At 42.8% G+C, this 25,421-nt stretch carries 27 protein-coding genes and 4 tRNA genes; 7 read left to right on the top strand and 24 right to left on the bottom strand.

The window, feature by feature from the left end:
- The first annotated feature begins 4 nt into the window (after window positions 1-4).
- On the top strand, window positions 5-484 hold the full coding sequence (locus FTU39_RS09710) for a tRNA (cytidine(34)-2'-O)-methyltransferase (protein WP_136144597.1): 480 nt from the start codon (window positions 5-7) through the stop codon (window positions 482-484).
- 194 nt (window positions 485-678) lie between these two features.
- Here the strand turns inward: FTU39_RS09710 and FTU39_RS09705 are convergent, their stop codons facing one another.
- The 6 genes from FTU39_RS09705 to rpoD form a co-directional block, all read right to left on the bottom strand.
- On the bottom strand, window positions 679-2,073 hold the full coding sequence (locus FTU39_RS09705) for an APC family permease (protein ID WP_180052094.1): 1,395 nt from the start codon (window positions 2,071-2,073) through the stop codon (window positions 679-681).
- 266 nt (window positions 2,074-2,339) lie between these two features.
- A complete protein-coding gene (locus FTU39_RS09700; RefSeq protein WP_180052093.1) occupies window positions 2,340-3,524 on the bottom strand; it encodes an iron-containing alcohol dehydrogenase in 1,185 nt (394 codons plus the stop codon).
- Window position 3,525: 1 nt separating this feature from the next.
- Complete coding sequence (locus FTU39_RS09695) at window positions 3,526-4,059, bottom strand: hypothetical protein (protein ID WP_026438100.1); 534 nt, start codon at window positions 4,057-4,059, stop codon at window positions 3,526-3,528.
- Window positions 4,060-4,134: 75 nt separating this feature from the next.
- The gene (gene lipB / locus FTU39_RS09690) at window positions 4,135-4,791 is read right to left on the bottom strand and encodes a lipoyl(octanoyl) transferase LipB (protein ID WP_004972253.1); all 657 of its coding nucleotides are present in this window, start codon (window positions 4,789-4,791) and stop codon (window positions 4,135-4,137) included.
- 152 nt (window positions 4,792-4,943) lie between these two features.
- Window positions 4,944-5,237: a YbeD family protein gene (locus FTU39_RS09685; RefSeq protein ID WP_004972250.1), complete on the bottom strand. Its 294-nt coding sequence runs from the start codon at window positions 5,235-5,237 to the stop codon at window positions 4,944-4,946.
- Window positions 5,238-5,350: 113 nt separating this feature from the next.
- Window positions 5,351-7,237 (bottom strand): RNA polymerase sigma factor RpoD, encoded by a 1,887-nt coding sequence (gene rpoD / locus FTU39_RS09680; protein WP_004972247.1) that lies wholly within the window; start codon window positions 7,235-7,237, stop codon window positions 5,351-5,353.
- Window positions 7,238-7,610: 373 nt separating this feature from the next.
- Here rpoD and FTU39_RS09675 point away from each other — a divergent pair, with 373 nt between their 5' ends.
- Both FTU39_RS09675 and FTU39_RS09670 read left to right on the top strand, forming a co-directional pair.
- On the top strand, window positions 7,611-7,820 hold the full coding sequence (locus FTU39_RS09675) for a PA3496 family putative envelope integrity protein (protein ID WP_004972246.1): 210 nt from the start codon (window positions 7,611-7,613) through the stop codon (window positions 7,818-7,820).
- A 68-nt stretch (window positions 7,821-7,888) separates the two neighbouring features.
- Complete coding sequence (locus FTU39_RS09670; RefSeq protein ID WP_004972244.1) at window positions 7,889-8,413, top strand: YecA family protein; 525 nt, start codon at window positions 7,889-7,891, stop codon at window positions 8,411-8,413.
- A 105-nt stretch (window positions 8,414-8,518) separates the two neighbouring features.
- On the opposite strand, the gene FTU39_RS09665 is transcribed toward FTU39_RS09670, so the two are convergent.
- The 5 genes from FTU39_RS09665 to FTU39_RS09645 all read right to left on the bottom strand — a co-directional run bounded on the left by FTU39_RS09665 (window position 8,519) and on the right by FTU39_RS09645 (window position 12,003).
- A complete protein-coding gene (locus FTU39_RS09665; RefSeq protein WP_096901027.1) occupies window positions 8,519-9,061 on the bottom strand; it encodes a hypothetical protein in 543 nt (180 codons plus the stop codon).
- A gap of 225 nt (window positions 9,062-9,286) precedes the next feature.
- Entirely contained in the window at window positions 9,287-9,703 is a 417-nt protein-coding gene (locus tag FTU39_RS09660; RefSeq protein ID WP_179996891.1) for an ABZJ_00895 family protein, read from the bottom strand.
- 48 nt (window positions 9,704-9,751) lie between these two features.
- The gene (locus FTU39_RS09655) at window positions 9,752-10,366 is read right to left on the bottom strand and encodes a DedA family protein (RefSeq protein ID WP_179996890.1); all 615 of its coding nucleotides are present in this window, start codon (window positions 10,364-10,366) and stop codon (window positions 9,752-9,754) included.
- Between the two features lie 74 nt (window positions 10,367-10,440).
- A complete protein-coding gene (locus FTU39_RS09650; RefSeq protein WP_179996889.1) occupies window positions 10,441-10,728 on the bottom strand; it encodes a hypothetical protein in 288 nt (95 codons plus the stop codon).
- Between the two features lie 342 nt (window positions 10,729-11,070).
- Complete coding sequence (locus FTU39_RS09645) at window positions 11,071-12,003, bottom strand: rhodanese-related sulfurtransferase (RefSeq protein WP_104853141.1); 933 nt, start codon at window positions 12,001-12,003, stop codon at window positions 11,071-11,073.
- Between the two features lie 217 nt (window positions 12,004-12,220).
- On the opposite strand from FTU39_RS09645, the gene FTU39_RS09640 reads away from it, so the two are divergent.
- Entirely contained in the window at window positions 12,221-12,706 is a 486-nt protein-coding gene (locus FTU39_RS09640; RefSeq protein ID WP_154320979.1) for a DUF1289 domain-containing protein, read from the top strand.
- A 95-nt stretch (window positions 12,707-12,801) separates the two neighbouring features.
- Here FTU39_RS09640 and panD read toward each other — a convergent pair whose 3' ends face one another.
- The 11 genes from panD to FTU39_RS09585 all read right to left on the bottom strand — a co-directional run bounded on the left by panD (window position 12,802) and on the right by FTU39_RS09585 (window position 18,903).
- On the bottom strand, window positions 12,802-13,182 hold the full coding sequence (gene panD / locus FTU39_RS09635) for an aspartate 1-decarboxylase (RefSeq protein WP_004972232.1): 381 nt from the start codon (window positions 13,180-13,182) through the stop codon (window positions 12,802-12,804).
- Between the two features lie 146 nt (window positions 13,183-13,328).
- Window positions 13,329-13,910, bottom strand: coding sequence for an aminoacyl-tRNA hydrolase (pth, locus tag FTU39_RS09630; RefSeq protein WP_180052092.1), 582 nt, complete (start codon window positions 13,908-13,910; stop codon window positions 13,329-13,331).
- A gap of 18 nt (window positions 13,911-13,928) precedes the next feature.
- Entirely contained in the window at window positions 13,929-14,225 is a 297-nt protein-coding gene (gene rplY / locus FTU39_RS09625) for a 50S ribosomal protein L25 (protein ID WP_168418024.1), read from the bottom strand.
- Window positions 14,226-14,326: 101 nt separating this feature from the next.
- On the bottom strand, window positions 14,327-15,280 hold the full coding sequence (locus FTU39_RS09620) for a ribose-phosphate pyrophosphokinase (RefSeq protein WP_004972226.1): 954 nt from the start codon (window positions 15,278-15,280) through the stop codon (window positions 14,327-14,329).
- 36 nt (window positions 15,281-15,316) lie between these two features.
- A tRNA-Gln gene (locus tag FTU39_RS09615) sits at window positions 15,317-15,391 on the bottom strand.
- A 93-nt stretch (window positions 15,392-15,484) separates the two neighbouring features.
- Window positions 15,485-15,559, bottom strand: a tRNA-Gln gene (locus FTU39_RS09610).
- Between the two features lie 19 nt (window positions 15,560-15,578).
- Window positions 15,579-15,653, bottom strand: a tRNA-Gln gene (locus tag FTU39_RS09605).
- Between the two features lie 27 nt (window positions 15,654-15,680).
- Window positions 15,681-15,755 (bottom strand) — tRNA-Gln (locus FTU39_RS09600).
- The gene (gene ispE / locus FTU39_RS09595) at window positions 15,754-16,584 is read right to left on the bottom strand and encodes a 4-(cytidine 5'-diphospho)-2-C-methyl-D-erythritol kinase (protein WP_131260682.1); all 831 of its coding nucleotides are present in this window, start codon (window positions 16,582-16,584) and stop codon (window positions 15,754-15,756) included. Before ispE ends, FTU39_RS09600 begins: the two co-directional genes overlap by 2 nt.
- 19 nt (window positions 16,585-16,603) lie before the next feature.
- Window positions 16,604-17,182: a lipoprotein insertase outer membrane protein LolB gene (gene lolB / locus FTU39_RS09590; RefSeq protein WP_154320977.1), complete on the bottom strand. Its 579-nt coding sequence runs from the start codon at window positions 17,180-17,182 to the stop codon at window positions 16,604-16,606.
- Between the two features lie 8 nt (window positions 17,183-17,190).
- Window positions 17,191-18,903 (bottom strand): tetratricopeptide repeat protein, encoded by a 1,713-nt coding sequence (locus tag FTU39_RS09585; protein WP_180052091.1) that lies wholly within the window; start codon window positions 18,901-18,903, stop codon window positions 17,191-17,193.
- Window positions 18,904-18,981: 78 nt separating this feature from the next.
- Between FTU39_RS09585 and hemA the strand changes: the two genes are divergently transcribed.
- Window positions 18,982-20,256, top strand: a complete 1,275-nt coding sequence (hemA, locus tag FTU39_RS09580) for a glutamyl-tRNA reductase (protein WP_131260679.1) — start codon at window positions 18,982-18,984, stop codon at window positions 20,254-20,256.
- A 63-nt stretch (window positions 20,257-20,319) separates the two neighbouring features.
- Here hemA and FTU39_RS09575 read toward each other — a convergent pair whose 3' ends face one another.
- A complete protein-coding gene (locus FTU39_RS09575) occupies window positions 20,320-22,275 on the bottom strand; it encodes a DNA primase (RefSeq protein ID WP_131260678.1) in 1,956 nt (651 codons plus the stop codon).
- 198 nt (window positions 22,276-22,473) lie between these two features.
- Window positions 22,474-23,454: an outer membrane protein assembly factor BamD gene (locus FTU39_RS09570; protein WP_154320974.1), complete on the bottom strand. Its 981-nt coding sequence runs from the start codon at window positions 23,452-23,454 to the stop codon at window positions 22,474-22,476.
- 71 nt (window positions 23,455-23,525) lie between these two features.
- On the opposite strand from FTU39_RS09570, the gene rluD reads away from it, so the two are divergent.
- Together rluD and pgeF are read left to right on the top strand one after the other, a co-directional pair.
- The gene (gene rluD / locus FTU39_RS09565; RefSeq protein WP_004972212.1) at window positions 23,526-24,578 is read left to right on the top strand and encodes a 23S rRNA pseudouridine(1911/1915/1917) synthase RluD; all 1,053 of its coding nucleotides are present in this window, start codon (window positions 23,526-23,528) and stop codon (window positions 24,576-24,578) included.
- Between the two features lie 71 nt (window positions 24,579-24,649).
- The gene (gene pgeF, locus FTU39_RS09560; protein ID WP_167845845.1) at window positions 24,650-25,393 is read left to right on the top strand and encodes a peptidoglycan editing factor PgeF; all 744 of its coding nucleotides are present in this window, start codon (window positions 24,650-24,652) and stop codon (window positions 25,391-25,393) included.
- The last annotated feature ends 28 nt before the right edge of the window (window positions 25,394-25,421 follow it).

The raw sequence follows: 25,421 nt of genomic DNA, 5'->3' as shown, positions 1-25,421 counted from the left end.
ATTTGTGATCCACGTTGTTTTATATGAGCCTGAAATTCCAGCCAATACAGGCAATATCATTCGTTTGTGTGCCAATACAGGTGCGCAATTGCATTTGATTAAGCCATTGGGTTTTGAGCTGGATGATAAAAAGCTGAAACGTGCAGGTTTGGATTATCACGAATGGGCACGTATGCAAATTTGGGACAATCTTGAGCAATGCTTGGCTAATTTAGACAGCAAAGGCGTGGGGTTAGATGCGATTTATCCATTGACCACCAAAGGCACAGAAACACCACATACTTCGGATTTAAACCGACCTGTTGCCTTGTTGATGGGGCCTGAAACACGTGGTTTGCCAGAAGCAGTACGCATGTTGTTTCCGCAGCAGCACTGGATTCGTTTACCCATGGCAGAAAACTCACGCAGTTTAAACTTGTCTAATGCAACGGCTGTGATTGTGTATGAGGCATGGCGTCAGCAAGGTTTTAAAGCATTGCTCTAATTTGAGCATCAATTCATTTCAAATTTAATGCGATCTTTAGCATCAATGCGTACAATTGATAGATAAAAAGCTGAGACAAAACTGTACTCAGCTTTTTTGTTTTCGCTATTTTGCTGATTTAACGCTGCAATCCATTTGAGGCATAAGAAAAGGCGCATAAAGCGCCTGATCTTAAAGTTGTGATGCTATTTGTCTTAGCGATCATCAAACTCATTGTGCTGCGGAGCAGGGTGTTTAAAGCCTTTGGTTTTATAACCGAGGTATAAAACCCCAAACATTGCCCACCATAAGCCATACTTCAATGAAGTTTCATCGACTTCGAGCCATAAAGCAAAGACTGCAATAAAGCCGCACAACGGTACGATCACAAAATTGAGAAGGTCTTTAAAGCCTTTGGTACGACCATCACGTAGCGCGTAACGTGAAATCACCGATAAATTCACAAAGCTAAATGCGGTGAGGGCACCAAAACTGATTAATGAAATGACAAAATCCAAGTTCATAAAACCAGCAGTTAACGCCACAGCACCTACAATTAAAATATTGTATGAAGGTGTATAGCTACGTGGGCTGATATGACCAAAGATTTTTTTGTTAATCACGCCATCACGACCCATCACGTACATTAAACGCGAAACGCCTGCATGAGCCGAAATACCAGATGCCATTACCGTTACAATAGCAAAGGCAAGCACATAAGACTGGAACAGCGAGCCGCCGACCAAGAGCAGAATTTCTGGCTGCGTTTCTGCAATATTTTTAAAGTAGCTGCCCGGTTCATTTGGGAAGAAAATCTGCATGAAATAGGTGCTGACAATAAAAATTACACCCGCAATTAGCGCAGTTAAGAACATTGCCTTCGGTAAGGTTTTTTCAGTGTCTTTGGTTTCTTCTGCAAGTGAGCTGAGTGAGTCAAAACCTGTAAATGAGAAGCAGAGTAGGGTTGCACCTGTAATCAATGCGCCTACCGAAGTAAGTTCATTCCAGAAAGGTTCTAAGCTCCATAACTGATAACGTTGCTCGGCAGTAATTGGACCATCGGCATTGAAGCCTGCCTGAAGTTTGGTGTACATCATCCATGTAAATACGCCAATGACCACCAACTGTACCAAAACGATCATACTGTTAAAGTTGGCGACAAAACGCGCGCCACGCAAGTTGACACCCGTCATAAATGCCGTGAGTACCACCACCCAAATCCAGTGATTCACATCAGGGAATAAGGCTTCCAGATAAATCACCGCCAAGATGATGTTGACCATTGGGGAGAGTAAATAATCTAGCCAAGATGACCAACCCACCATAAAACCAACGTTGGGATGAATCGATTTTTGTGCATAGGTATACGCCGACCCAGAAGAAGGATAACGACGAATCATGTGACCATAACTTAAAGAAGTTAAAAGAATGGAAACCAGTGCAAAAATATAAGATGTGGGTACGTGAAAATGACTTTCTTCCGATACTAAGCCGAAAGTGTCGAATAACGTCATCGGTTGAATGTAGGCTAAACCAATAATAATAATGTGCCAGAGTCCTAGCGTTTTTTGCAGTTTAGCTGCCGATTGAGTCCCAGAGATATTTGTCAACGGCGTTATCCTCTTAATCGTTGATCAAGGATCAGTCATGTTTGTTCAGGATTGTTTGAGACGAACAATCCCCCCTACATAAAAAGTAAAAACGCGCCAATCTACTCCATAATGACGCGCTTTGTCAGTATCTTTGCTTTCTTTTTAGCAGAAAAAACGCCATATTGATGAAAAAACATCAGACGCAGCAGTCTACCAATGAAAAGCCCGATGTTTAGAAAAACATCAGGCTAGATTTTCGGCTATGTTCGCCTATTTTGTAGGAATTACCAAGCCTTTTTTAAGATAGCTTTGAGTTCTTCTAAATTGGCTTCTTTCGGGTTGTAAATAATCGAACCATCGTTCAGGGCTTTTTCAGCGACTTCATCTAATTGTGCTTCGCTGACTTTACCAGTTTCTTGTAAAGTGCGTGGCAATTTGGTCAGTGCATATAAGCGGTCACGAATAGCTAAGAGTGTCGCAATGGTTTTATCGGCACGTAAATGTGCAGGGGTTTGCGCATAGACGTCTGCGCCTGCCAACGGTAATAGCAGCTCGGCAATTTTATCGGCATTGACGTCTTTGTTGTATTCCAACACGTATGGCAAGAATAAATTCATGCACAGTCCATGTGGCAAATGTGCCACAGCACCCAACGCATGACCTAGGGAATGCACTACACCAACCATGGAATTTGAAAATGCAATGCCCGCCATAGTAGATGCTTGTGCCAATTCCAAACGGCCTTGTTCATCGCTTGGGTTGTCTAATACATTGAACAGGTTATTGCTGATTTTTTTAATTGCTGCAGTGGCATAAGCATCAGAAATTGGGTTGGCTGCCATGCAACTATAAGCCTCAATGGCGTGCGTCATGGCATCCATAGCCGTCATTGCTGTTAAATGTGGTGGCAAAGTTTGCGTCATACGCGGGTCTAAAATGGCTGCATGTGGCATTAAGTAATACGATGCAAATGGCATTTTGACGTTCTTTTCTGTGTCGGATACCACCGCAACCATAGTCACTTCTGAACCTGTTCCAGATGTGGTTGGAATCACAAAAAAAGGTTTCAGTGGGCGTGGTAAGTTATGCGCACCTGAATATTGCAATAAGTCATCACCGCCCTCGCTGACTAAAATATTGGTGGCTTTAGAAGTGTCAATGACTGAACCGCCACCCACCGCGATAATGGCATCACAGTTATTTTCACGGTACAACTGTGCCGCACGACGCACTGTTGCCACACTTGAATCTTGCGGGACATCATCAAAAACATAGCCAATCACGGCATCGGTAGATTCAAAAGCCGCTTCAATCGGTGCAAGCAAATTGTTGGAACGCACACCTTTGTCGGTAATGATCATTGGACGCTGCGAACCGAGTGTCGCCAATTCAAACGGAATATGTTCAAGCGCTGCATGACCTGCAATGACTTTGACTGGGCAAAAAAATTCGTAATAAGGCTTCGCCATGTTATGCACTCCGTTTGAAATAAGATTGGGCAACTTTTAGATAGATATTGGCTGCACCTGATAGTTTTTCTTTTAAGCTGAGTTCAGTCGGATATTGTTTTACCGCCAGTTCTGCCAGTAATTTAGGCAAGATCAGTGCTTCCATTTTATTCAGGCAACGTACCAAGCGAATTGCATAAGACACATCACCATCAGCAATCATGCGGTCATGCGCAAAGGCCTGTGCGGTACTTTCCTGAAATGAAAACACTAAAAATGCATGATTTAAGTGTTTGAAGGTAATGGTTAAATCGGGTTTTTGTGCCGTATTCTGTAACAGTTCTAATTGATGATCTGCAGTGACTTTGGCAACAAAGGCTGGACCATTCGGAAAAACTTTCATAGACAACACAAAGTTGCTGGGGAATTTTGCAACTTCCTGTTTAATTTCTTCATCGACCTGACTTGCCATGACTAAACCTCTGCCAATCACATCCATCATGAGTTTGACATAGGCCAGTTGCAAAGCGGGTTTCACAGATTTAGTTGAAATCACGCGCTGAATCCCTGTGTTATAAATCATTATTTAGAGTAAATACTCTATTTTATTTCTTATTGAAAAGAAAGCCATTTATACGTGAATGACTTGAACGTCATTAAAGTAACCGCTGTTTTGTAAAGTTTCAATGATATCTGCGCAGAAGTTTTCAAAATGTGGATAGTCATTGACTAAATCCATCACACGTACCATTTCCAAACCTGCATAGCCGCAAGGGTTGATACTTTGAAAACCAGTCAAGTCACAATCAATATTGAGGGCTAAACCGTGATAACTACGGCCTTTACGAATTTTAAAACCGAGTGAGCCAATTTTTCGTTCATTGACATATACCCCTGGTGCATCTGCTTTGGCATAGGCTTCAATGCCGTATTTTTTAAGCAGCTCAATCATCAAGTTTTCAGCATAAGATACCAAAGTACGGACATTCCAGCCTAAACGGTTCAGGTCAAACATGAAGTAGGCGACCAATTGGCCTGGGCCATGCCATGTGACTTGACCACCACGATCAGTCTGTACCACAGGAATATCTGTCGCCATTAAAATATGTTCGGCTTTGCCTGCTTGCCCTTGGGTCAGTACATTCGGATGTTGCAAAATCCAGAGTTGGTCAGGGCTGTCTGCATCACGTTGTTCAGTCCAGTCTTTCATTTCCTGAAAGCGAGCTTGATAGTCAGTCAGGTCATGATATTGACGAATAATCAGGTTTGGCCGTTGTGCAGTATCCACAGTGATGCAGTCCTATCCATAAAAGCAAGAAATTGATTTTATTATACGAAAATGTGGCGGCTGTAGGGGATTTGTGGATTGAATAAGATTTTGGCAGCGCAGAAACAAAAAACACGCCCGAAAGCGTGTTATTTGAAAATCAATCTACAAAATTACAATGCAGTTTTAATCAGTGGGCAAGCTGCCAAATCTGCATAAATGGCATGCACTTGTTCCAATTCTTCAAAACGCAATTGTGCTGTAATTGAATGATACTTGCCTGTGCGTGATGGGGTAATGCTGATGCTTTGTGCATCAAACTCAGGGAAGTGCTTCACTAAAATTTCAAGCACAGCAATACGCAGTTCATCACCCGCGTCACCAATGAGTTTAATTGGGTAATCCATTGGAAACACCCAAAGATGCTCTTGTAGTTCACGAGATGGGGTACGGTTGAATAACGTCATAAGCGTGTGTCTCTATCTCTATATCAAACGCCTGCATAGGGCAGGCGTTTTTTGTCTTGTTGAATAAATGAGGCTGAATTTAAAAATTTCAATAGCTCATTTATGCAGCAATCTTAGTCATTTTCCAAGAACGAGCGTAAGTGTTCAGAACGAGAAGGGTGACGAAGTTTACGTAAGGCTTTGGCTTCAATCTGACGGATACGTTCACGGGTCACATCAAACTGCTTCCCAACTTCTTCCAAAGTATGATCGGTTGGCATATCAATACCAAAACGCATTTTCAGAACTTTGGCTTCACGTTCAGTCAAGTTTTCAAGCACTTCACGGGTCGCTTCTTTTAAGCCTTCAGAGGTTGCCGCATCAACAGGTGAGGTGATGTTGCTGTCCTCAATGAAGTCACCCAAATGTGAATCTTCATCATCACCAATTGGCGTTTCCATAGAAATCGGCTCTTTGGCAATTTTCAGAACTTTACGAACTTTAACTTCATCCATTTCCAAGCGTTCGCCTAATTCTTCTGGAGTCGGTTCACGACCCATTTCCTGAAGCAATTGACGCGATACACGGTTGATCTTGTTAATGGTTTCGATCATGTGTACTGGAATACGAATGGTACGCGCTTGGTCGGCAATAGAACGGGTAATCGCCTGACGAATCCACCATGTTGCATAAGTCGAGAACTTATAACCACGACGGTATTCGAACTTGTCTACCGCTTTCATCAAGCCGATGTTACCTTCCTGAATCAAGTCTAGGAATTGTAAACCACGGTTGGTGTATTTTTTTGCAATCGAAATAACCAGACGCAAGTTGGCTTCAACCATTTCTTTCTTCGCACGACGGGCTTTGGCTTCGCCTACTGCCATACGCTTAGAAATTTCTTTGATGCCTTTAACATCTAAGCCTAACTCTTTTTCAATGTCGGCAATTTTTTGTTGGAACGCCAAAATATCTGGACGTACTTTTTCCAAATAGCCTTTTTGGTCGGCAGGTGCTTTGGCAATGTGCTCGTCTAACCAAGCAAAGTTAGATTCCTGACCTGGGAATGAGGTACGGAATTGAGTACGATCCATACGACCACGACGCACCGCATAACGCATCACTTCACGTTCAGCAGTACGAATTTGTTCATGTGTACCACGAATCATTTCCGAAATAATATCGAATAAACGTGGCGTAAATTTAAACATCATGAATACAGTCGCTAAAGCTTCTAAAGCCTCTTGAGCTTCGGCACTTTCACGACCATGTTTTTCAATGGCAGCAATTTTTGCAAGATAAGCCTGTTCCAATTCACCAAAACGCATTCTTGCAATTTCTGGGTCTGGACCTGAATCTGCTTCAGATTCTTCTTCGGCTTCAGCTTCTTCTTCCTCATCGTCATCATCAAGTTTGACGTCTTTGGTTGGTTTGTTGCTGGTGTCTTCTTCTTTGTCTAAATCGGCTTCGTCTTCTAAAACTTCTGGAATTTCTTCATCGGTTTCAGGGTCTAAATAACCTGATAAAATATCGGCAAGGCGACGTTCGCCTGCTTCATAATCTTTATATTCTTGCAGTACCACTTGCACTGCGTTTGGCCAGTAGGCAATCGAGTGAAGTACATCGCGAATCCCTTCTTCAATACGTTTCGCAATGCTAATTTCACCTTCACGCGTTAACAGCTCAACCGTACCCATTTCACGCATATACATACGCACAGGGTCTGTGGTGCGACCAGGCTCATTTTCTACAGAGGCAAGTACCGCTGCAGCTTCTTCTTCAGCAACTTCGTCGGCAGCTTCCGCATTATCCTCGAACATTGCATCATCAGATTCAGGCGCACGTTCATGCACAGGAATACCGACGTCTTGAAGCATTTGAATAATGTCTTCAATCTGCTCGCTTTCTGTGATTGAGTCCGGGAGATGATCGTTAACCTCAGCGTAAGTTAGGTAACCTTGCTCTTTGCCTCGGCTAATCAGAGCCGCTACTTGCGAAGTAGGGGAGTTCATATCGCTCATCTTTGCTTACTCTTCGTTGAATCTGTGGCAGTGAAAAACCGTGCATGATAGCACAATTCGCTTTAAATAGGGGGTGAATTGATCAATCAAGCATGATTTTAAAATGATGTTTGAATGAAGAATGTGATAGGAATATGGGGCTTCATTACTGTTTTTCAAGTCAATTTCCTTTTTGCCCGCAAAATATTTTTATGATTGGGGCGAATCTCAAATAATGATACTAACTTGTTCATAAATACACAAATTTGCCGCAATGTTGCAAGCTGTCTATGTTGCAGTTTTTTGAAAAAAATAAATAAAACTTGACAATATTTATAAAGGCAGATAAATAGCGGCTAGACCCTTCACATTTTTTCATTCTGAGGTAGTTTTAGTGTCTTCTACAGATTTTGAACTAGATGATAACTACGGTGATGATGATGTTAATTTCGATGAGGCATCAAACAAAATAAGCGCGAAAGAATCTTTAGAAAAGCGCCGTTTGATTGATGATTTACTCGCACAACGTCGTTTGGAACGTGAGCTCAAAGATTTTGATTATGATTTTGACGATGACGACGATTTTGACGATGAAGATGACTAAAATCAGGTACTGTATCTGGCATTGAAAATGCTATGCTACACCCCTAAATTGACACCGATGGATTTGAAATGACTGCTTTAGATTTAGACCTGTTAAGTGAATATCTAGATGGTGACCAAAACGAGTATGGTCTAGACTTCGCTGCAACGCATGGTTTCTTGTGTGCCATTGCAGTTGGACCTCAATTTGACCCATGGTTAAATGAATTGTTTGAAGGCAACCAAAAGAAAGTGCCTGCTGAAATTATTGCGCAAATTCAGGCTTGGTTAGAAAGCATTCGCCAAAGTTTAGCCAATGAAGAAGGCATTGAGTTTCCATTTGAAATTGAAGAAGCAGAAGTTGATTCAAGTTTGGGTGATTGGAGCGTTGGCTTTGTCGATGCGATGTTCTTAAACGAAGAAGCATGGTTTACGCCTGAATTTGAAGAGCAATTGGTTGATTTAACTTTGCCAATGATGGTGTTTAGCGGCATTGATGAAGAAGATCCACAAATGGAATCTTTCCGTCGCAATGGTCAGTTAATGGACGAAATTGCAGAAGAAATTCCTGAAAACCTGAATGAATTATATTTGATGTACCACACGCCTGATTAATGGCTTGGTTTACATATTGTGTAATATGTAATCCTCATAAAAAAAACGCACTGCGCAAATCGCAGTGCGTTTTTTATTATGGCGCTTCAATGATCATGTTACCAATTAGCGTGTCGCACGATCCCAAGCATCTTTGACAGCAAATTTAGCTTGTTCCCACGTTAAGCGTGAACTGCCTTTAATTTGCTCCCATTTGCTTCTTAGATCGGGCTCAACATCTTCGAAACGTGTGTGCGTATCATAATGTGGGCGGTTTTCATAACCAATGCGATAGGCATTTTGATAGTCACGATCATAATCTAAATCATGATAATGGTTGCGTGTTTCTGTAAAGTAGGTTGTATTTAAGCTATTGGTACGCCAGTAAGCTTCTTCTTCGGTAGGGTTCACAACTTCTGCTGCACCTTTACCTGCCAAACCACCCACTACAGCGCCTACAGCACCACCGACCACAGCACCTACTGGACCACCCAGCGCACCTACTGTTGCACCAGTAGCCGCACCGCCAACAGCACCTAAACCAGTACCGACAGGGTGTGCACCAGGTTCTCCTGTAATTGGATCGGCATTTAAGCGATCACGTTCTTCTTTTGGTAAGTTCTTAACCACATCACGGTCAATTTTTTCATTGCGTTCAAAATCTGACATTCGAATCACCTTTTTATCTTTGTATGCGTTATAGCGTTCCTATATTCATAAATCGCTATGAATAGGCTTAATCTACGCTGCTACAATGTAGGCTTATAGCCTATTCAGAATGCATTTCAGTTACAGCGCATGTCAGACGTAAATTTATGTGTGATATATCAGCCTGATGTTGATTTTAAGTGTTTGATGTTGCGGTTCAGTGTGAAATACGTACTTTAGGTAAGCTTATAAGTACTTTTTTTGATAATAACGGTTCGCATACCAACCATAGGCAACATGAAAAACTGCACCATGAAGCGCAATCAAACACAGCATCACCACCGCAGCCAGTGCTAGTCCTGCTTTATCTGCAGCTTTTAAAATGGCTTCTGCATTCGGATTCATCAGCACCAAGAAAAACACAAAGAAGCTACCAATAATAATTGCCACCGCACTTGAGCCCCAAACCAGTTGAATTTTTTCATCACTGCTCGGTAAGCGTTGTTCTTTTTTGACAAAATGTCCTGCGCTAATGAATGCTGCGGCAATTAATGCAGGGAGCAAGGTCAAGCCACCTAAGTTCAGACCAAAAATCAATACGGTAATGAGTAAGACCAGCGTAATACTGTAAACCGCAGCAAAAAATAATAAATATGGTTTCATGTCTGATTTTCCCCAAAAAATTGATTCAATTGCGCAGCAACACAAGCATTAGTCACGCATTTTACGGCGATGCCTACGGTATAAAATAATTGCGATGACTAAGAGCACCAAGCCTATAATGACATGGCTGACCTGACTGAAAATTTGCTGCATCAATTGTTGGTTTTCACCAAAATAATAACCCACGCAAGCTAAAAAAGTGGTCCAAATAATTGTGCCTAAACCACTATAAAACATAAATTTCCAAAATGGCATGTGGCTCATGCCTGCAGGAATACTGATGAGAGAACGAATAGCGGGAATCATGCGCCCAAAAAATACAATCCGATGTCCATATTGTTCAAACCAATGCAGGGAGTTTCGGACGTCTTGTTCTTTAATCCATAGATATTTACCGTAGCGATTGACCCAGTGGTAAATACTTTCATGTTTGCAGCGATAACCTACCCAATATAACACTACCGCTGCGAACAACGAGCCGATACAGCCTGCAATGATGACACCCAATAGCAGTAATTGCCCTTGCGATGCAGAATAGCCTGCAGAGGGCATAATAATTTCAGAAGGAACGGGTGGAAAAACATTATCCAGAAACATTAACAGGGCAATACCAAGGTAGCCCAGTTGTTCCATAATGGAAATAATCCATTCAGTTAAGTTCATGCAGGTTGTGCTTTAGAGAAGTGCTTCTATCCTAAGCAGTATTGGACGAACAGTAAAGTCTTGCGCATGTAGACTTAATCCAGCTCTGCATGGGTCAGGGTATAGATATATACACGTCTTAAGCTATATGCCACAAGTATAGGAATGGCACAGAGCAGGGCGTAATTCAAGAAATGCGCTTGCAGATGGTAGCCCACAAATGCCGCAATAATACCGCCTAAAATTGCACCTAAAGCCACAATAAAAGTATGTGATTCATGTTCCAAACAATCTTGCATTGTTGCACTATGCGCAGCAGTCACAGCTTTTACAGGGGTAAAACGTAGTATGTGCATTGAATTTGAAATTGTTGTTTTAGGCATAGCGTCACTCCTGATTGCAGCATATAAATTTAGGAATACATAACGATCCTTGAATTTTGGGTTATGGGAGATGTTGAGTTTGTGCTGAACATCTGCACCAATATAGCCACAGATTTTGTGGCTTATTTTGATTGAATGCTATCACCCAATCTGGGGATATTGCGCAATGCTTGGTAAACAAGCGTTGTATTTTTATGTTCTATGTAATCTTGCGTGAAGCATATATGTAGACATAAAAAATCCCCATACTGGATGAGGACTTTTTCAATATGATTAGAGTGGTCGATACAACATCAACATGGCTTTTGTTAGACCTTGTTGATGTGTATGAGCCTGTACGGATTATAGACGTTTACGTTTAGCTGCGGCAATTTGTGATTGGCGCATACGGAAACCTTCTTTTTGTTTCTCACTGGTTTTATCAATACAGTACACACAAGATACACCGTGTTCATAGCTTGGTAATTCAACTTCTTCAGGCAGTAATGGCCAACCGCAAGCATGACATTTGGTGTTTTGACCTTCTTGCATACCATGTGTCACCGCAGTACGGCCATCAAATACGAAACATTCACCTTCCCATAAGCTTTCATCGGCTGGTGTTTCTTCTAAGTATTTAAGTACGCCACCTTTTAAGTGATAAACCTCGGTAAAACCTTCTTGCAACAATAAAGAGGTCGATTTCTCACAACGAATCCCGCCTGTGCAGAACATCGCAATTTTTTTATCTTTATGCTGTTCTAGGTTTTGTTTCACATATTCTGGAAATTCACGGAACGTTTCAGTTTTCGGGTCAATTGCGCCCTTAAACGTTCCTGCTTTGTATTCATAGTCATTACGGGTATCAATAAGAATGACATCGTCACGGGCAATCAGTTCATTCCATTCTTTCGGGTCTAGGTAGTGACCGACTAAATCACGTGGTTTTACTTCTACACCCAAAGTCACAATTTCTTTTTTCAGCTTGATTTTCATTTTACGGAATGGCTTTTCAGAGCTGTGCGACTCTTTGTATTCCATTGTAGTAAAGCCTTCATTCAACAGAAATTGGTGAACTTGATCAATCGCGGCACGATCACCCGCTACAGTTCCATTAATGCCTTCACCTGCCACAATAAGAGTACCGCAAAGGTTGATTGAATTTACCAAATCTAATAAGCGTTGTTGAAGATCGGCAGGATCTGCAACTTCTTTGAATTGATAAAGTGCGGCAACAACCCAAGTCGTGGTCGCTGGCTGTTCTACAGGTGCAAGCTGTTCTACAGTAGCGTTCATGGAGTACTCCAATAGATGAAAGACAAAAATTTAAGGCGCATATTCTAACCTGCTTTGTGTGAATATGCGAGAAAACCGAGTGCGGTACATGGTTTTAAAGCACGACACAACATTTTAAAAATGTAGCAGAACGGGGTATGATGCCACTCGTTTCAAAGAAGAATGTTGTGTTCATGTTGATGCGCCAACAGGTGTTGTTAAATATTGGAGTGTTGTGTTGAGTAAGGATCGTCAAATTGCCACTTTAACCCCGTGTGCAGGTCGTTGTTCTACGGTGTTTGGTGATGCTGTCTGTCGAGGTTGCCGTCGCTTTAACCATGAAGTGATTCGATGGAACAGCTATACGCCTGAACAACACACTGCCGTTTGGCGTCGTTTAGATGCACAGCTCGATCAGATTTTAGTGCCTATGTTGCCGTTTGCCGACCTGCGTCATGTTGAGGGGTTTATCCGCTCTAAGCGTGTGCGTTTACGAGATGATGCTTCAAAAGGGCGTAAGCTGTACCATGCACTGAAAATTTGTGAAAAAAATCGACATTTTACCGATGAAAGTGGCTTGGGCATTCACTACAAAGAAGTGCGACCTTTGTGGCAGGAATTTGAGCGTCGCGTGTTGGCGCTTGCAACCGCAAGTTATGATTTTGCATTTTTAAGGGCTGATGGTATTAGCCATAGCTTATTGCATAGCTTGCACGATGACTAATTTGTAATTCTTGCGATTAAAGACTAGAAAGACTTTTATTGAGCCATAAAAAAACTCGCAAAATTTGCGAGTTTTTTATTTTATACAGGAATGGCTTAAGCCACTTGTACAGGAATACAGTTTGCAGTGTGGCTCACGGTATTGTCTGGGTTTGCATAGACCAAACGTGGTTCGTGCGCATTGGCTTCTGCTTCAGTGAAGTCACCAAAGGTTGCAATAATAATAATATCGCCTACATCGGCTTGGTGTGCAGCACCACCATTGACTGAAATGATGCCTGAGTTGTCTTCACCACGAATTGCATAAGTTGTGAAGCGCTTACCATTGGTCACGTTCCATACGTGGATTTCTTCATATTCACGAATGCCAGCCAAATCCATGAGTGTTCCGTCAATTGCACATGAACCTTCGTAGTGAAGTTCTGCATGAGTTACAAAAGCACGGTGGATTTTGCATTTTAATAAACGAGATAGCATGGTGAGCGTCTCCTTAGTGGACCTAAGATTTTATCTTATGGTTGAATTCAAACACTGCTTGCTGGATGTCAGTTCCGAGCAGAAAGCGCATTTTGCTCTGAAAATTGCGACATGGCAAGTGTGATTGTTCAACAATTGTGGATTCATCAGTTCGGTTTATAGGCATTGATTTGATTCATGGCTTGTTGTACTTCGCCATTGACCAGTAACTTGATACGACCTAATGCATGTGCAAGTGCATCATCCATTAAAGTTTGCTCGCTACTTGGTGCTTTGCTCAGTACATGACCAGACACGCGTTCTTTTGAACCCGGATGCCCAATACCAATGCGTAAACGATGAAAATTTGGACCTGTATGCGGTACGATGTCACGCAAACCGTTATGACCACCATGACCACCACCTGTTTTTAGGCGGATGATCCCTGGGTTCATGTCCAGTTCATCATGAGCAATCAGCATAGCTTCAGGCGCAATTTGATAGAATTTGGCGAAGGGAACAACACTTTGACCAGAACGGTTCATAAAGGTTGTGGGTAATAACAGACGAACGTCTTGACCTTCGATATTACCGCGACCGCTGATCCCGTGAAATTTAGGATCGGTTTTTAATGTAATGCCATATTGATCTGCAAGGCGTTCTACAAACCAGAAACCTGCATTATGGCGGGTTTGGGCATACTCTTTACCAGGGTTGCCCAAACCAACAATCAGTGAAATATTAGCCACTAATTACACCGTAAACACTTATGCGCGTTTGAAGTCAGCGTGCATAGGTGTGTTTTTAGCAGGGTGACGTTGTAAAGCTTGGATTTTAACGCTTTCAACTTTGTCGCCTACTTTGATTTCTACAACTTCTTCAAAGAAAGCGTTGCTTTCTAAAGCTTTTACAAGCTCACGAAGTTCTAAAGTAACAGCTACTGGCTCAGCGTCGCCACCATAAATGATAGCTGGAACTAATGCAGCGTGACGAAGGCGGCGGCTCGCACCTTTCCCTTGGTTAGCTGCTTCACGCGCTTGAGCGTTTAATACGAAGTTTGCCATGATAGACATCCTTATTTTGAGTTTAAATAAACTAGATCTGCGACCAATCTAGTGATAGAAAACCCTGCCAAGTGGCAGGGCTTTGAAAATTTAGCGCTCTATTATAGATAAGAATCGAACATTGCGCTAATAGATTCTTCGTTGTTAATACGGCGAATTGTTTCTGCAACCATACTTGCTACAGATACTTGGCGAATTTTACCAAGTGCTTGAGCTTCTTCTGAAAGAGGAATGGTGTCTGTAACAACCAGTTCATCAATCACAGAATTTTTCAGGTTTTCAATCGCTTTGCCTGAAAGTACAGGGTGGGTAGCATAAGCAACAACACGACGTGCACCAAAAGTTTTAAGTGCATCGGCAGCTTTGCATAATGTACCTGCAGTATCCACCATGTCATCTACAATGACACAGTCACGATCTTTTACATCACCAATCAAATGCATCACTTGTGATTCATTCGCTTTTTGACGACGTTTATCGATAATTGCAAGATCGATATCACCCATTTGTTTTGCAACAGCGCGCGCACGAACCACACCACCAACGTCTGGTGAAACTACCATGAGATTGTCGTGTGACTGTTGACGCAGGTCAGCCAATAGCGCAGGCGTACCATAAATGTTGTCTACAGGGATGTCGAAGAAACCTTGAATTTGGTCTGCGTGCAAGTCAATCATCACTACACGGTCAATCCCTACAGTGGTGAGCATATCTGCAACCACTTTAGCGGTAATTGGAACACGTGTAGAACGAGGACGACGGTCTTGGCGGGCATAACCGAAGTAAGGAATAACGGCAGTAATACGACCTGCACTTGCACGACGCAACGCGTCAGCCATCACCAAGATTTCCATGAGGTTGTCATTGGTTGGCGCACAAGTAGGTTGTACGATAAATACGTCTTTACCACGGACATTCTCGGTAATCTCTACAGCAATCTCACCATCAGAGAAGGTAGAAACTGATGCAGCACCTAAAGGAATGTGCAAGTGGCTTACGACTTTTTGAGCGAATTGTGGATGCGCGGTTCCACTAAAAACGACAAGATTGGGCATGAAGCACCCTTGGCGGTTGGTGTATGTAAGAATAGATGGCAGGGGTAGCTGGATTCGAACCAACGGATGCCGATATCAAAAACCGGTGCCTTACCACTTGGCGATACCCCTAATGCGGCAGAACTTTAATATTTTTACTGCGTTCTGTCAAGGTAAATTAACAGGATAGCGGTAATATTGGGGGTTCTGTCTAATGCGAGAAAATGGCAGGGGTAGCTGGATTCGAACCAACGGATGCCGATATCAAAAACCGGTGCCTTACCACTTGGCGATACCCCTAGATTTGATCACTGTAAGATGGCAGGGGTAGCTGGATTCGAACCAACGGATGCCGATATCAAAAACCGGTGCCTTACCACTTGGCGATACCCCTAATACAGTAATCTACAGGTGAAAGAGATGGCAGGGGTAGCTGGATTCGAACCAACGGATGCCGATATCAAAAACCGGTGCCTTACCACTTGGCGATACCCCTATTGTACTGTGAAATGTCGTAATGGAGATTCATCTAAGCTGTTCACAACGTACGCAGTACATGGTGAGTGTGCCAAAATGTCGTCTACATTCATTTCTGCAGTCACTTCAGTAAAGACACAAGCACCTGTACCTGTAAGCTTTGCTTGACCAAATTGGTCTAAATAACGCATTGCTTCATCAACTTCGGGGTATAAATTTCGTGCCACAGGCTCAAAATTATTTCCAAAGTCAGATGGCTTTATCTGATAGCCGCAGAATTTAGTGGGCTTCGTGTTTCTTGTCAATGTTTTTTGTGAAAAAAGTAGTTGAGTGCTGATAAAACAGTCAGGTTTTAACACAATATATTGTTTTGGGGCTAAGTCTATGAATGTTAACTGTTCACCAATGCCTTCTGCCCATGCATTACGACCATGCACAAAGATCGGTACATCTGCTCCGAGCTGTAAACCAAGTTCAGCTAGTTTTTGAGTATCCAAGCCACATTGCCAAAGTTGATTGACTACAATTAAGGTGGTTGCGGCATTGGATGAACCTCCGCCAAGCCCTGCACCCATAGGGATGTGCTTCTCAATTTTAATATTTAAACCTGTGGCTTGTTTCGCGTAGGGTTTTAAAATTTGCGTGGCTTTGTAAATCAGGTTTTGCTCTAAATTGACACTGTTTAAACCCTGAATTTGAATGCTTTGAGTATCATTGACTTCAAATTCTAGCCAGTCGTATAAATCAATCAGTTGAAAAATAGTCTGCAATTCATGGTAGCCGTTGTCACGACGCCCAGTAATGTGCAAAAACAGATTTAATTTGGCAGGTGAGGGTACACGAATCATGGCGAAACTTGGCAAGTGATTAACGATTTTGGATGAGCATTGTAATACGGTTTTCTTGCCCTGATTCAAGTGCTTGTTTCAAAATCAGACGGTTTGGCAAACTGGCACTGTCGTTATAGCTCAAATCGACCGTCCAACCATCTTCAATAAATTGAGTCGGGCGCTGTTGGGGGTCTTTTTGAATTTGGGCATTGACCGTTGCAGGTCGGGCTTGTACCCAATCGACCAAGTGGGTGATGGGCGCTTGCCAACCTGTGGCTTGTTCTAACAGTTCTTCAGGACTTTCGGCATAAATTATCCCTGTTTTGGCACTGTTGAGGGTGACTTGTCCTGGTTGTCCGCTAATTTGCGTTTTACCAACGCCCAAAATGCCGCTCAGTTCAATATCAAACTGCTGTTGCTGCTGTACCCAAGTAAAAAAGGCACTGCCAGATTGCTGCGGAGTGCGCACACCAATTTTGCCTTGTAGGTTAAACTGATTTTCGGCTTCAACTTGCTGTGAAACATGGGCAGGAGATTGCACAAAAGGCTGACAACCTGTGATGAACAGACTGGTACTGACAAACAGGGTAAGACCTAATTTTGAGAATAAACGCATAAAATCACTTAACTCTTTTTAACGGGCTGCGCTAACAATAGCGAATTTAATTGTTGCAATTGCGGATCATTCGGATGATTTTGTTGTAATTGTTGTAACACTTGGCTGAATTTTTGAATATCTCCTTGCATATACAACGATTTTGCATAACGTGAGCCAATCGCGGCACTATGACTCAGCGCGTAGGCTTTTTCCAAAGCCTGTGCCGAAGCAGTGTAGTCATTTTGCAAATAGCTGACATAACCTAAAGTATCTAAAATAGAGGCTTGTTCAGGTGCAAACTCAAGTGCTTGCTCTACATAGCGACGCGCTTCATCCAAACGACGATTTTGCAGTGCAAGAGTATAGGCGTAGGCATTTAAATAGGTTGGGCTGTTCGGCTCAATTTCCAGTAACTTGGTGAGCAGTTGATCCAGTTTGTCTTTTTCCTGATGTGCATCCAATAGTAAGACTTCTGAATAGATCAGGTCAGGATCATCGGGCAGGTTTTTGATGGCTTCATCTAACAAACGCAGTGCTGCTTTTTTATTGTCCATGCGTTTTAAAATATCGGCCTGTGCCTGATATAAAAAACTGGCGTGCTGCGGATAGTTGACCCGTTCCTGCGTTAAAAAGCGCAGGGCATCGTTCAGTTTATCTTGCTGGGCAAAAATACTGATCATGTTGCGACGTGAAACCGTATAAAGGCTACCATCGACCAAACGATAATAGGCTTTGGCTGTTTCAAAGTGCTGTTTACGCTCGGCATTGACTGCCAAATAGAAATAGGCTTCGTTTTGATATTGGGCTGAATAGCGCAACTCTACTAAATATTTTTCGGCTTTTTCGTATTGTTTCAAGTCAATACTGGTCAAACCTGCAATAAATAAGGCTTCATCTTCCGTAGGCCATTTTTTTAAAATAGCTTCTAGCTTTGTTAGCGCCAAAGTTGCTTCATTTTTTTTGACCAAATATTTGGCTTCGGCTAAACGGACTTCAAAATTATTTTTGTGTTTACGGCTGGATTTTGCATACCAAGCTGCCGTTTCTTCTTCATTGCCAAGTACGCTCAACAAATTGGCTTTCATTAAAATATAGCCAGTGACTTTCGGGCGTTTGCGCAACGCTCTGTTAATGGTGTCGAGCGCGGCTTGATATTGTCCATTTTGCGCTTTTAAACCTGCAATCAATACCAAAATAGATGGATTGTCTTTGGCTTTGCTGGTGCGCAGGGCTTGAATCAGAAATTCACGGTCTTCTACAGATTCAGGGGAAATTCCCGCCAAAATTTGTTCTAAGTCAGCCGTGGCATCAATATTTAGAATTTTATCTAAGGTTTCTGCAGCCAATTCATATTCATGCGCTTTGAGTGCAATGTGCGCCAAATAAAACAGTGCAGGGACATCGGATGGTTCTTGTACCACCCAATGTGTTGCAATATCTAATGCGGCACGTAGGTCATTTTGTTCAATGGCAATATTCAGGGCGCGTTGTTTAATGGAAGTCGAATTGTTCTTAATTGCCAAGACCGTGTAGTTGTGTAATGCAGTTGGAATATCGCCATAAGCCAAGGCAAATTCTGCCACCATGGTTTGTTTTACCGCATTATAATTTGAATTTGCATGATAAATTTCTTCAGATGCTCTAAGATGAGCAACTGAAGCCATGCTACCGACCAGTAAGAATGTGGTAGAATATTGCTTAATTGTCGCGCCGTATGGTCGGCTATTTGTTTGACGCAATTTTTCTTGATCCAAGTAATGCTTTTTATGACACCGTTATTGCACAATAGCATAAATTTAGCGAAATGATGATCTGATATGTCTTTCTTTGCATTGGGTGTCAACCATCAAACCGCCTCTGTAGAGTTGCGCGAGCAAATTGCATTTAACCCAGAAAAGTTAAGTGCCTTACTTGCTGAGCAAAGCCAACATCCCGAACTGAATGATTTGGTGGTGGTGTCTACCTGCAACCGTACCGAAGTCTACGCCATGTCTGAACATCCAGAACAGGTGTTGGATTGGCTTGCACACGTCAATGGTATTGATGCGAAGCAATTGAGTCGTCATGTTTATCGTTATGAAAATGCACAGGCGGTGTCGCATTTAATGCGCGTAGCCAGTGGGCTAGATTCACTCATGTTGGGTGAGCCGCAAATTTTAGGTCAGGTCAAAACTGCGCTGTCTTTAGCCAAAGACTCACATACGGTTTCGCAACAACTCAACCGAATTTTTGAATATGCGTTTTATGCTGCCAAACGGGTACGTTCAGAAACTGCCGTAGGCAGCCATGCCGTGTCTATGGGTTATGCGGTAGCGCAACTGGCGTTACAAGTATTTAGCCATCCTGAAAAACTAACAGTGATGGTGGTGGCTGCAGGCGAAATGAATAGCCTTGTGGCGAAGCATTTGGCCGAGATGGGCGTCGCTAAAATTTTAATTTGTAACCGTACCCGCGCTCGTGCCGAAGCTTTGGCACAAGAAATTGCGCATCGGGTTGAAGTTGAAATTATTGAATTTGATCAGTTAGCGGCCAATTTACACCGCGCTGATGTAATTTCAAGCTGTACGGGTAGTTTGCATCAGGTGATTGCTTATCCTGAAGTAAAAGCAGCGTTAAAGAAACGTCGCTATCAGCAAATGTTGTTGGTCGATTTGGCCGTACCACGTGATATTGATCCTAAAATTGAAAACTTGGATGGCGTGTATTTGTACGGGGTCGATGACCTGCAAAGCGTGATTGATGAAAACTTGGCGCAGCGTCGTCAGGCGGCTGTGGAAGCAGAGCTAATGGTCAATCAGCTTGTGACTGAGTTGGTGACCCATCAAAAAGTTCAGCAAGCAGGTGCGACCATTCATGCTTACCGTGAACATGGCGAAAGCTTGCGTCAGGAAGAATTAAATTTGGCGATGGCGCGTATTGCCAAAGGTGAAGATGCTGCACAGGTTCTGCAGGAATTTTCCTATCGTTTAACCCAAAAACTGCTGCATCCAACTTCTATTTTATTGCGTGAAGCAGCCAAAGGTGATGAGCCTGAATGTTTTGAGTTTATGCAGGAAAATTTAGCAGCGACTGCCAAACATCGTCGCAAATAAGCAAGATTAACGTGATTCACAAAAAAGATTTTTGATGATACAAACTTAATCTAATCAGATCGCTTATTCCTCTAACAAGGTCAGCGATCTTTTTTTATCAATTTCATAAATTTGATGTTTCAATCGCTTCATTTCTTCAATACTGCTGAATTTTTTGGAGCGAATTTTTTGCTGTAAACAGTCGTATTGCAATTTGGTCGAAAAATCCTGCGCCAATTTATCGACGTGTTCAGGAGAAGTCGTGTAATCACTGACATTGGCTTGTTGTAAAATGCGCTGTAATTCATAGTGATACGCTGAGCATGCACCCAAAATATAATATTTGGCTTGTTCAGGATCATCGGGTAGATCATCAAAAATAGTATTTAAAATATTTAAGATTTGGTGTAGCAGATGATCATTTGGAATCAGCGCACGTAACGGTTCAAAGTGAATATACAAATACGGGTGATTGATTAGAATCGCAATCACATATTCTTCGGCATCGACTTTGGTGCTAAAACTCAAAGATGCATCGTTATTGGTCTGTGCCTGCCATTTACGGTTAAAGCCTAACTTTTCACGGAAAAACTGTTGCAGCAAATAGCGATAAGAACCCGTTTTGGGCAAAAGTTCGGTCAACTGCCGCAGTTCACCCATGACCTGACTTTTGCCTTCAGGGGTACTGATATTATGGTTTTGGGTGAGATGCGCAAAGACAAAATCTGATAGCAAAGGTGCTTGATCTAATAAACGTCGGAAATTTTCGATGCCTTCACGACGAATAAGTGAGTCAGGGTCGTGCTCATTGGGTAAAACAAAGAACTTCAGTTCACGTCCATCATTGAGCAAAGGCAGTGCAATTTCCAGTGTACGACGTGCGGCTTTTTGACCTGCGGCATCGCCATCAAACGCGATGGTAATGCGGTTGTTTTGGCGGAATAGAATGTTTAAATGATCGGTATTACTGGCTGTACCGAGTGTCGCTACAGCACCATGAATGCCGTATTGCTGCAAGGCAATCACATCCATATAGCCTTCGACCATTAAATAATCTTGGGCTTTTTGTTTGCGTCCTTCATATAAACCATAGAGCAATTGGTTTTTATGAAACACTTCCGAATCGGGCGAGTTGATGTATTTGGGTTTGATTTCATCATTAAGTGCGCGACCACCAAAGCCGACCACACGTCCTTTGCTGTCACGGATTGGAAAAATCACCCGATCACGTAATAAATCGAAGTCACGTCCCTTGTCACTGGTACGAATTAAGCCTAGCAGTTTTAAACCTGCAATGTCTTGCGGAAAGGCTTTTTCTAAATGCTGCCAATCTTCGGGTGCGTAACCCAAGCGCCAAAACTGCAAGGTTTGTGCGGTTAAACCACGTTTTTGAAAATACTGTTGCGCGGCAGGGCTGTGCGGCAATTGCTGCTCATAATATTGCGCTATATTTTCTAGCAAGTCGTATAAGTTGCCTTCTTGTGCAGGTGTGTCCTGCATGGTGTCCCATTGCTCAAAACCTGCAAACGGGTCGGCATTGTTTTGAAATTCCGAGTTTGCGTATTCAGCACTTTGAAACTCGGCAAAAGGATCAAAGTCGATGCCAGAAGCTTCAAAAGTATGTTCGCTTGATGTGGTTTGAGCTGCAGAAGTTTCATTCTGGTCTTTTGCTGTTGGCTTGGGTTGAGCTATCGGTGTTGGCTTTTTGGCTTCACGTTTATAAGAGAGTTTTTTATTGTCGTGCTGATCTTTTGGGAGTTCGATGCCTGTTTGACTGGCCAAGTCTTTCATGACATCTACAAAATTGCGGTTATCAATATCCATTAAAAAACGGATGGCGTTACCATTTGCCTGACAGCCAAAGCAATGATAATACTGCTTGTCACGGTAAACGTGAAAAGACGGGGTTTTTTCCTGATGGAACGGGCAGCAGCCCGAATAGGTACGACCAGTTTTTTTTAATTTCACGCGCTGACTAATCAGATCGACAATATCAGTGCGATCTAAAATTTGATCAATCGTGTGCTGTGGAATGGCCATACGGTTTTGTCTGTTATCTCTTGGTAGTGAAAGGTTCGCCGAACAGGTTGAATACATCAGACTGTGCTGATTGACTCAATGAGTATTCTCTTTTGTATCTTTTTCTAGGACAGGAAACAAGCCCATAAAAGAACAAAGGGCAAGTATCATAACTTGCCCTTTGCATTTTTCAAAACTGAAAAATCAGTCGGAATGGTTTTATTCAGTGCTGTCGTTTTGAGATTTTGGACGATCGAGCAAGCCAAAACTCAAACGGTTGGTGAGGCTGCGTGATGGCTCTGCTTGTGCTTTAGTATCTGACTGTTGTGTTTCAGTGCTGCTTTGCGCTTCACGTCCGAAAATACCCAAAGTTGCACGGTTAATCCAGCTTGCGTCATGACGGGCAGCACGTAAATTCACGCTACCATCTGCTTTAACCAAATTTGGATAGTTCAGTTTCAACACATCAATATATTGCTGAGCTGTGGCTTGATCGCCCAGTTTGCCATAACCATAAGCCACCGTTGCCAACGCTTCTGGAATTTGCGGAGTTTGCGGATAATGCTCAACTACCCACAATGAACGCTCTACTGCAGCCACCCATGCTTTACGTTTAATGTTATAACGTGCCGCATTCATTTCGGCTTCCGCCAGTTCCTGACCAATAAACTGCATGCGCTGTGCAGCATCTACCGCATAAGTGCTTGATGGATAGCGACGGATAAAATCGACAAAGTTTTGATAGGCCAGTTTTAAATAGCTAACATCACGGTGTGATTGCTTGAGCGAGGTATAACGCAACAAACCATCATAGTTTTGTTCCATATTCGCCACACCACGTACATAGTAGGCATAATCGGCTTTAGGATGCTGCGGGTTCATGCGGATAAAACGATCTGCAACAGCAATTGCGCCTTCATAATCTTTTTGCTGGAATTTTGCATACAACAATTCAAGCTGCGCTTGCTGCGCATAATCACCCGTTGGATAATAGGTTTCTAAAGCTTCAAGATGCTTAACGGCATCGGTGTATTGACCACGATCCAGTGCTTTTTCTGCTTTTTCAATATAAACCTGTTCGCTAGATTGCGGACCAGTATCGACCACTTCTTTTTTTGGATTGCTGCTACAGCCCACAATTGCAGACGCAACGCCGAGTGAAAGAGCAAGCATTGTTATTTTATAACGTGGTAGCGACATAAAAATTCCTCTGTTAATACGGGCAATGAGCTACAATTGCGCTATTAAACCACTTTTGTCTGAATGAGCAAATGAGTCAAGCACAATCTACCCATTCCAATTTACCTGAAACTGAGTTCAATTTACTTGAAGATGCTGAGGATGCAGATAACCATACTTCAGACTCAACTGCAACACGTTTATCGTTGCAATTTCAATTGGATGACAGCCACTTAGGACTACGCATCGACCAAGTTGCAGCCATCATTTGGAGTGAATTTTCACGTGAAAAGCTAAAACAGTGGCTCAAAGACGGTCATTTGTTGGTAAATGGTAACACGGTCAAACCTAAATATAAGTGTGAAGGTGATGAGCTTCTTACCCTAGAAGTCGAGCTTGAAGCGCAAACCCGCAGCCTGCCTGAAGATATTCCACTGGATATTATTTATGAAGATGATGACATCATGGTGATTAATAAACCTGTGGGCATGGTGGTGCATCCGGGGGCGGGAAATAGCTCTGGAACTCTGGTAAATGCCTTGCTGCATCATTATCCAAAATCGGCAGAGTTAACTCGTGCAGGTTTGGTGCATCGTATTGATAAAGATACTTCGGGTTTGCTGGTGGTTGCCAAAAATCTGGAAGCACAGTTTGCCTTGACCAAGCAACTGGCGAAAAAGTCAGTTTATCGTTTATACGACTTGGTGGTGTACGGCAACATGATTGCGGGAGGCACTGTCGATGAGCCGATTAAACGCCATCCTGTAGATCGAGTGAAAATGGCTGTTTTGCCGGGCGGCAAAGACGCCGTCACACATTACAATGTTAAAGAACGCTTTCAGCATTTCACTCGTGTTCAGGCGCGTTTGGAAACTGGACGTACTCATCAAATTCGTGTGCATCTAAGTTATATTGGTTATGGTTTGGTTGGCGATCCTGTTTATACGCCACGTGTACGTGTGCCAGCAGGCGCATCGGCATTATTAAACGATACCTTGCGTAACTTTAAACGTCAGGCCTTACATGCCGTCAAACTCGGTTTGGTGCATCCACGTACTCAAGAAGAAATGATGTTTGAAGCGCCGTGGCCTGAAGACTTTAAACAATTGGTAGACGTGTTACGCAGTGAAAATGCTGCCTATTAATTGTTGCATAGACAGCATTAACAAGATCAACTCAGATACGGCAATGCCAGAAAACGACTAAGGATAGATTTATGCAATTTGTTCAAGGATTACCTGCAGGTGTGTATGTTGGGCAAACCCGCATACAACATGTGCAAGCTTTAGCGACAGACTGTGCCGATGTATCTGGTTTTAATCTGGCGCTGCATGTGCAGGATGATGCATGGCGTGTGCAGCAGCATCGTATGAGTTTACTGGCAGAGTTTGCTGAATATGGGGTCGATAAAATGACGTGGATGACGCAAACACATAGCGTGTTGTGTCAGACCATTAATGAGCAAATCACTTGTGAAGCTTTAGAAGGCGATGGTTTGGTCACTCAGCGTAAAGCGCATGCTTTAATGATGATGACCGCAGACTGTTTACCTGTGGTTTTGGGCAATGCCGAAGGCACTGAGGTTGCGAATCTGCATGCAGGCTGGCGTGGTCTTGCCAACGGTATTATCGAAAACACCATCGTCGAAATGCAAAGTGCTCCAACATGGGCGTGGTTGGGTGCGGCTATTAGTCAGCCGTGTTTTGAAGTTGGGGCTGAGGTGAAACAGGCATTTTGCGATAAATATCCTGAATTAGACACGGCTTTTATTGCAGGGCAGCAGCAAGGTAAATATCTTGCTGACTTGTATGCGATCGCGCGTTTTATTTTGCAGCAGCATGGTGTTACAACGGTCTTGGGCGGTGATCAGTGCTCGTATCAACAAGCCGATGATTACTATTCTTACCGCCGTCAAGCACGTACAGGACGTATGGCAACATTCGTGTTTATGCAGGCTTAGTGTTAAACTTGACTTAATTATTTGGTTT

Source organism: Acinetobacter sp. YH12099 (assembly GCF_013419195.1).
Taxonomy (GTDB): Bacteria; Pseudomonadota; Gammaproteobacteria; order Pseudomonadales; family Moraxellaceae; genus Acinetobacter; species Acinetobacter towneri.
The sequence above is the reverse complement of the archived record's forward strand: the minus strand, read 5'-3'. Positions and strand labels throughout refer to the sequence as shown.

Excerpts from the sequence above, each read along its gene's own strand:
- FTU39_RS09700 (WP_180052093.1), bottom strand. The coding sequence starts at position 3,524 with ATGGCGAAGCCTTATTACGAATTTTTTTGCCCAGTCAAAGTCATTGCA.
- FTU39_RS09685 (WP_004972250.1), bottom strand. The coding sequence starts at position 5,237 with ATGACGTTATTCAACCGTACCCCATCTCGTGAACTACAAGAGCATCTT.
- rpoD (WP_004972247.1), bottom strand. The coding sequence starts at position 7,237 with ATGAGCGATATGAACTCCCCTACTTCGCAAGTAGCGGCTCTGATTAGC.
- FTU39_RS09670 (WP_004972244.1), top strand. The coding sequence starts at position 7,889 with ATGACTGCTTTAGATTTAGACCTGTTAAGTGAATATCTAGATGGTGAC.
- FTU39_RS09665 (WP_096901027.1), bottom strand. The coding sequence starts at position 9,061 with ATGTCAGATTTTGAACGCAATGAAAAAATTGACCGTGATGTGGTTAAG.
- FTU39_RS09660 (WP_179996891.1), bottom strand. The coding sequence starts at position 9,703 with ATGAAACCATATTTATTATTTTTTGCTGCGGTTTACAGTATTACGCTG.
- FTU39_RS09655 (WP_179996890.1), bottom strand. The coding sequence starts at position 10,366 with ATGAACTTAACTGAATGGATTATTTCCATTATGGAACAACTGGGCTAC.
- FTU39_RS09650 (WP_179996889.1), bottom strand. The coding sequence starts at position 10,728 with ATGCCTAAAACAACAATTTCAAATTCAATGCACATACTACGTTTTACC.
- FTU39_RS09645 (WP_104853141.1), bottom strand. The coding sequence starts at position 12,003 with ATGAACGCTACTGTAGAACAGCTTGCACCTGTAGAACAGCCAGCGACC.
- panD (WP_004972232.1), bottom strand. The coding sequence starts at position 13,182 with ATGCTATCTCGTTTATTAAAATGCAAAATCCACCGTGCTTTTGTAACT.
- rplY (WP_168418024.1), bottom strand. The coding sequence starts at position 14,225 with ATGGCAAACTTCGTATTAAACGCTCAAGCGCGTGAAGCAGCTAACCAA.
- FTU39_RS09620 (WP_004972226.1), bottom strand. The coding sequence starts at position 15,280 with ATGCCCAATCTTGTCGTTTTTAGTGGAACCGCGCATCCACAATTCGCT.
- ispE (WP_131260682.1), bottom strand. The coding sequence starts at position 16,584 with ATGATTCGTGTACCCTCACCTGCCAAATTAAATCTGTTTTTGCACATT.
- lolB (WP_154320977.1), bottom strand. The coding sequence starts at position 17,182 with ATGCGTTTATTCTCAAAATTAGGTCTTACCCTGTTTGTCAGTACCAGT.
- hemA (WP_131260679.1), top strand. The coding sequence starts at position 18,982 with ATGTCTTTCTTTGCATTGGGTGTCAACCATCAAACCGCCTCTGTAGAG.
- FTU39_RS09575 (WP_131260678.1), bottom strand. The coding sequence starts at position 22,275 with ATGGCCATTCCACAGCACACGATTGATCAAATTTTAGATCGCACTGAT.
- FTU39_RS09570 (WP_154320974.1), bottom strand. The coding sequence starts at position 23,454 with ATGTCGCTACCACGTTATAAAATAACAATGCTTGCTCTTTCACTCGGC.
- rluD (WP_004972212.1), top strand. The coding sequence starts at position 23,526 with ATGAGTCAAGCACAATCTACCCATTCCAATTTACCTGAAACTGAGTTC.
- pgeF (WP_167845845.1), top strand. The coding sequence starts at position 24,650 with ATGCAATTTGTTCAAGGATTACCTGCAGGTGTGTATGTTGGGCAAACC.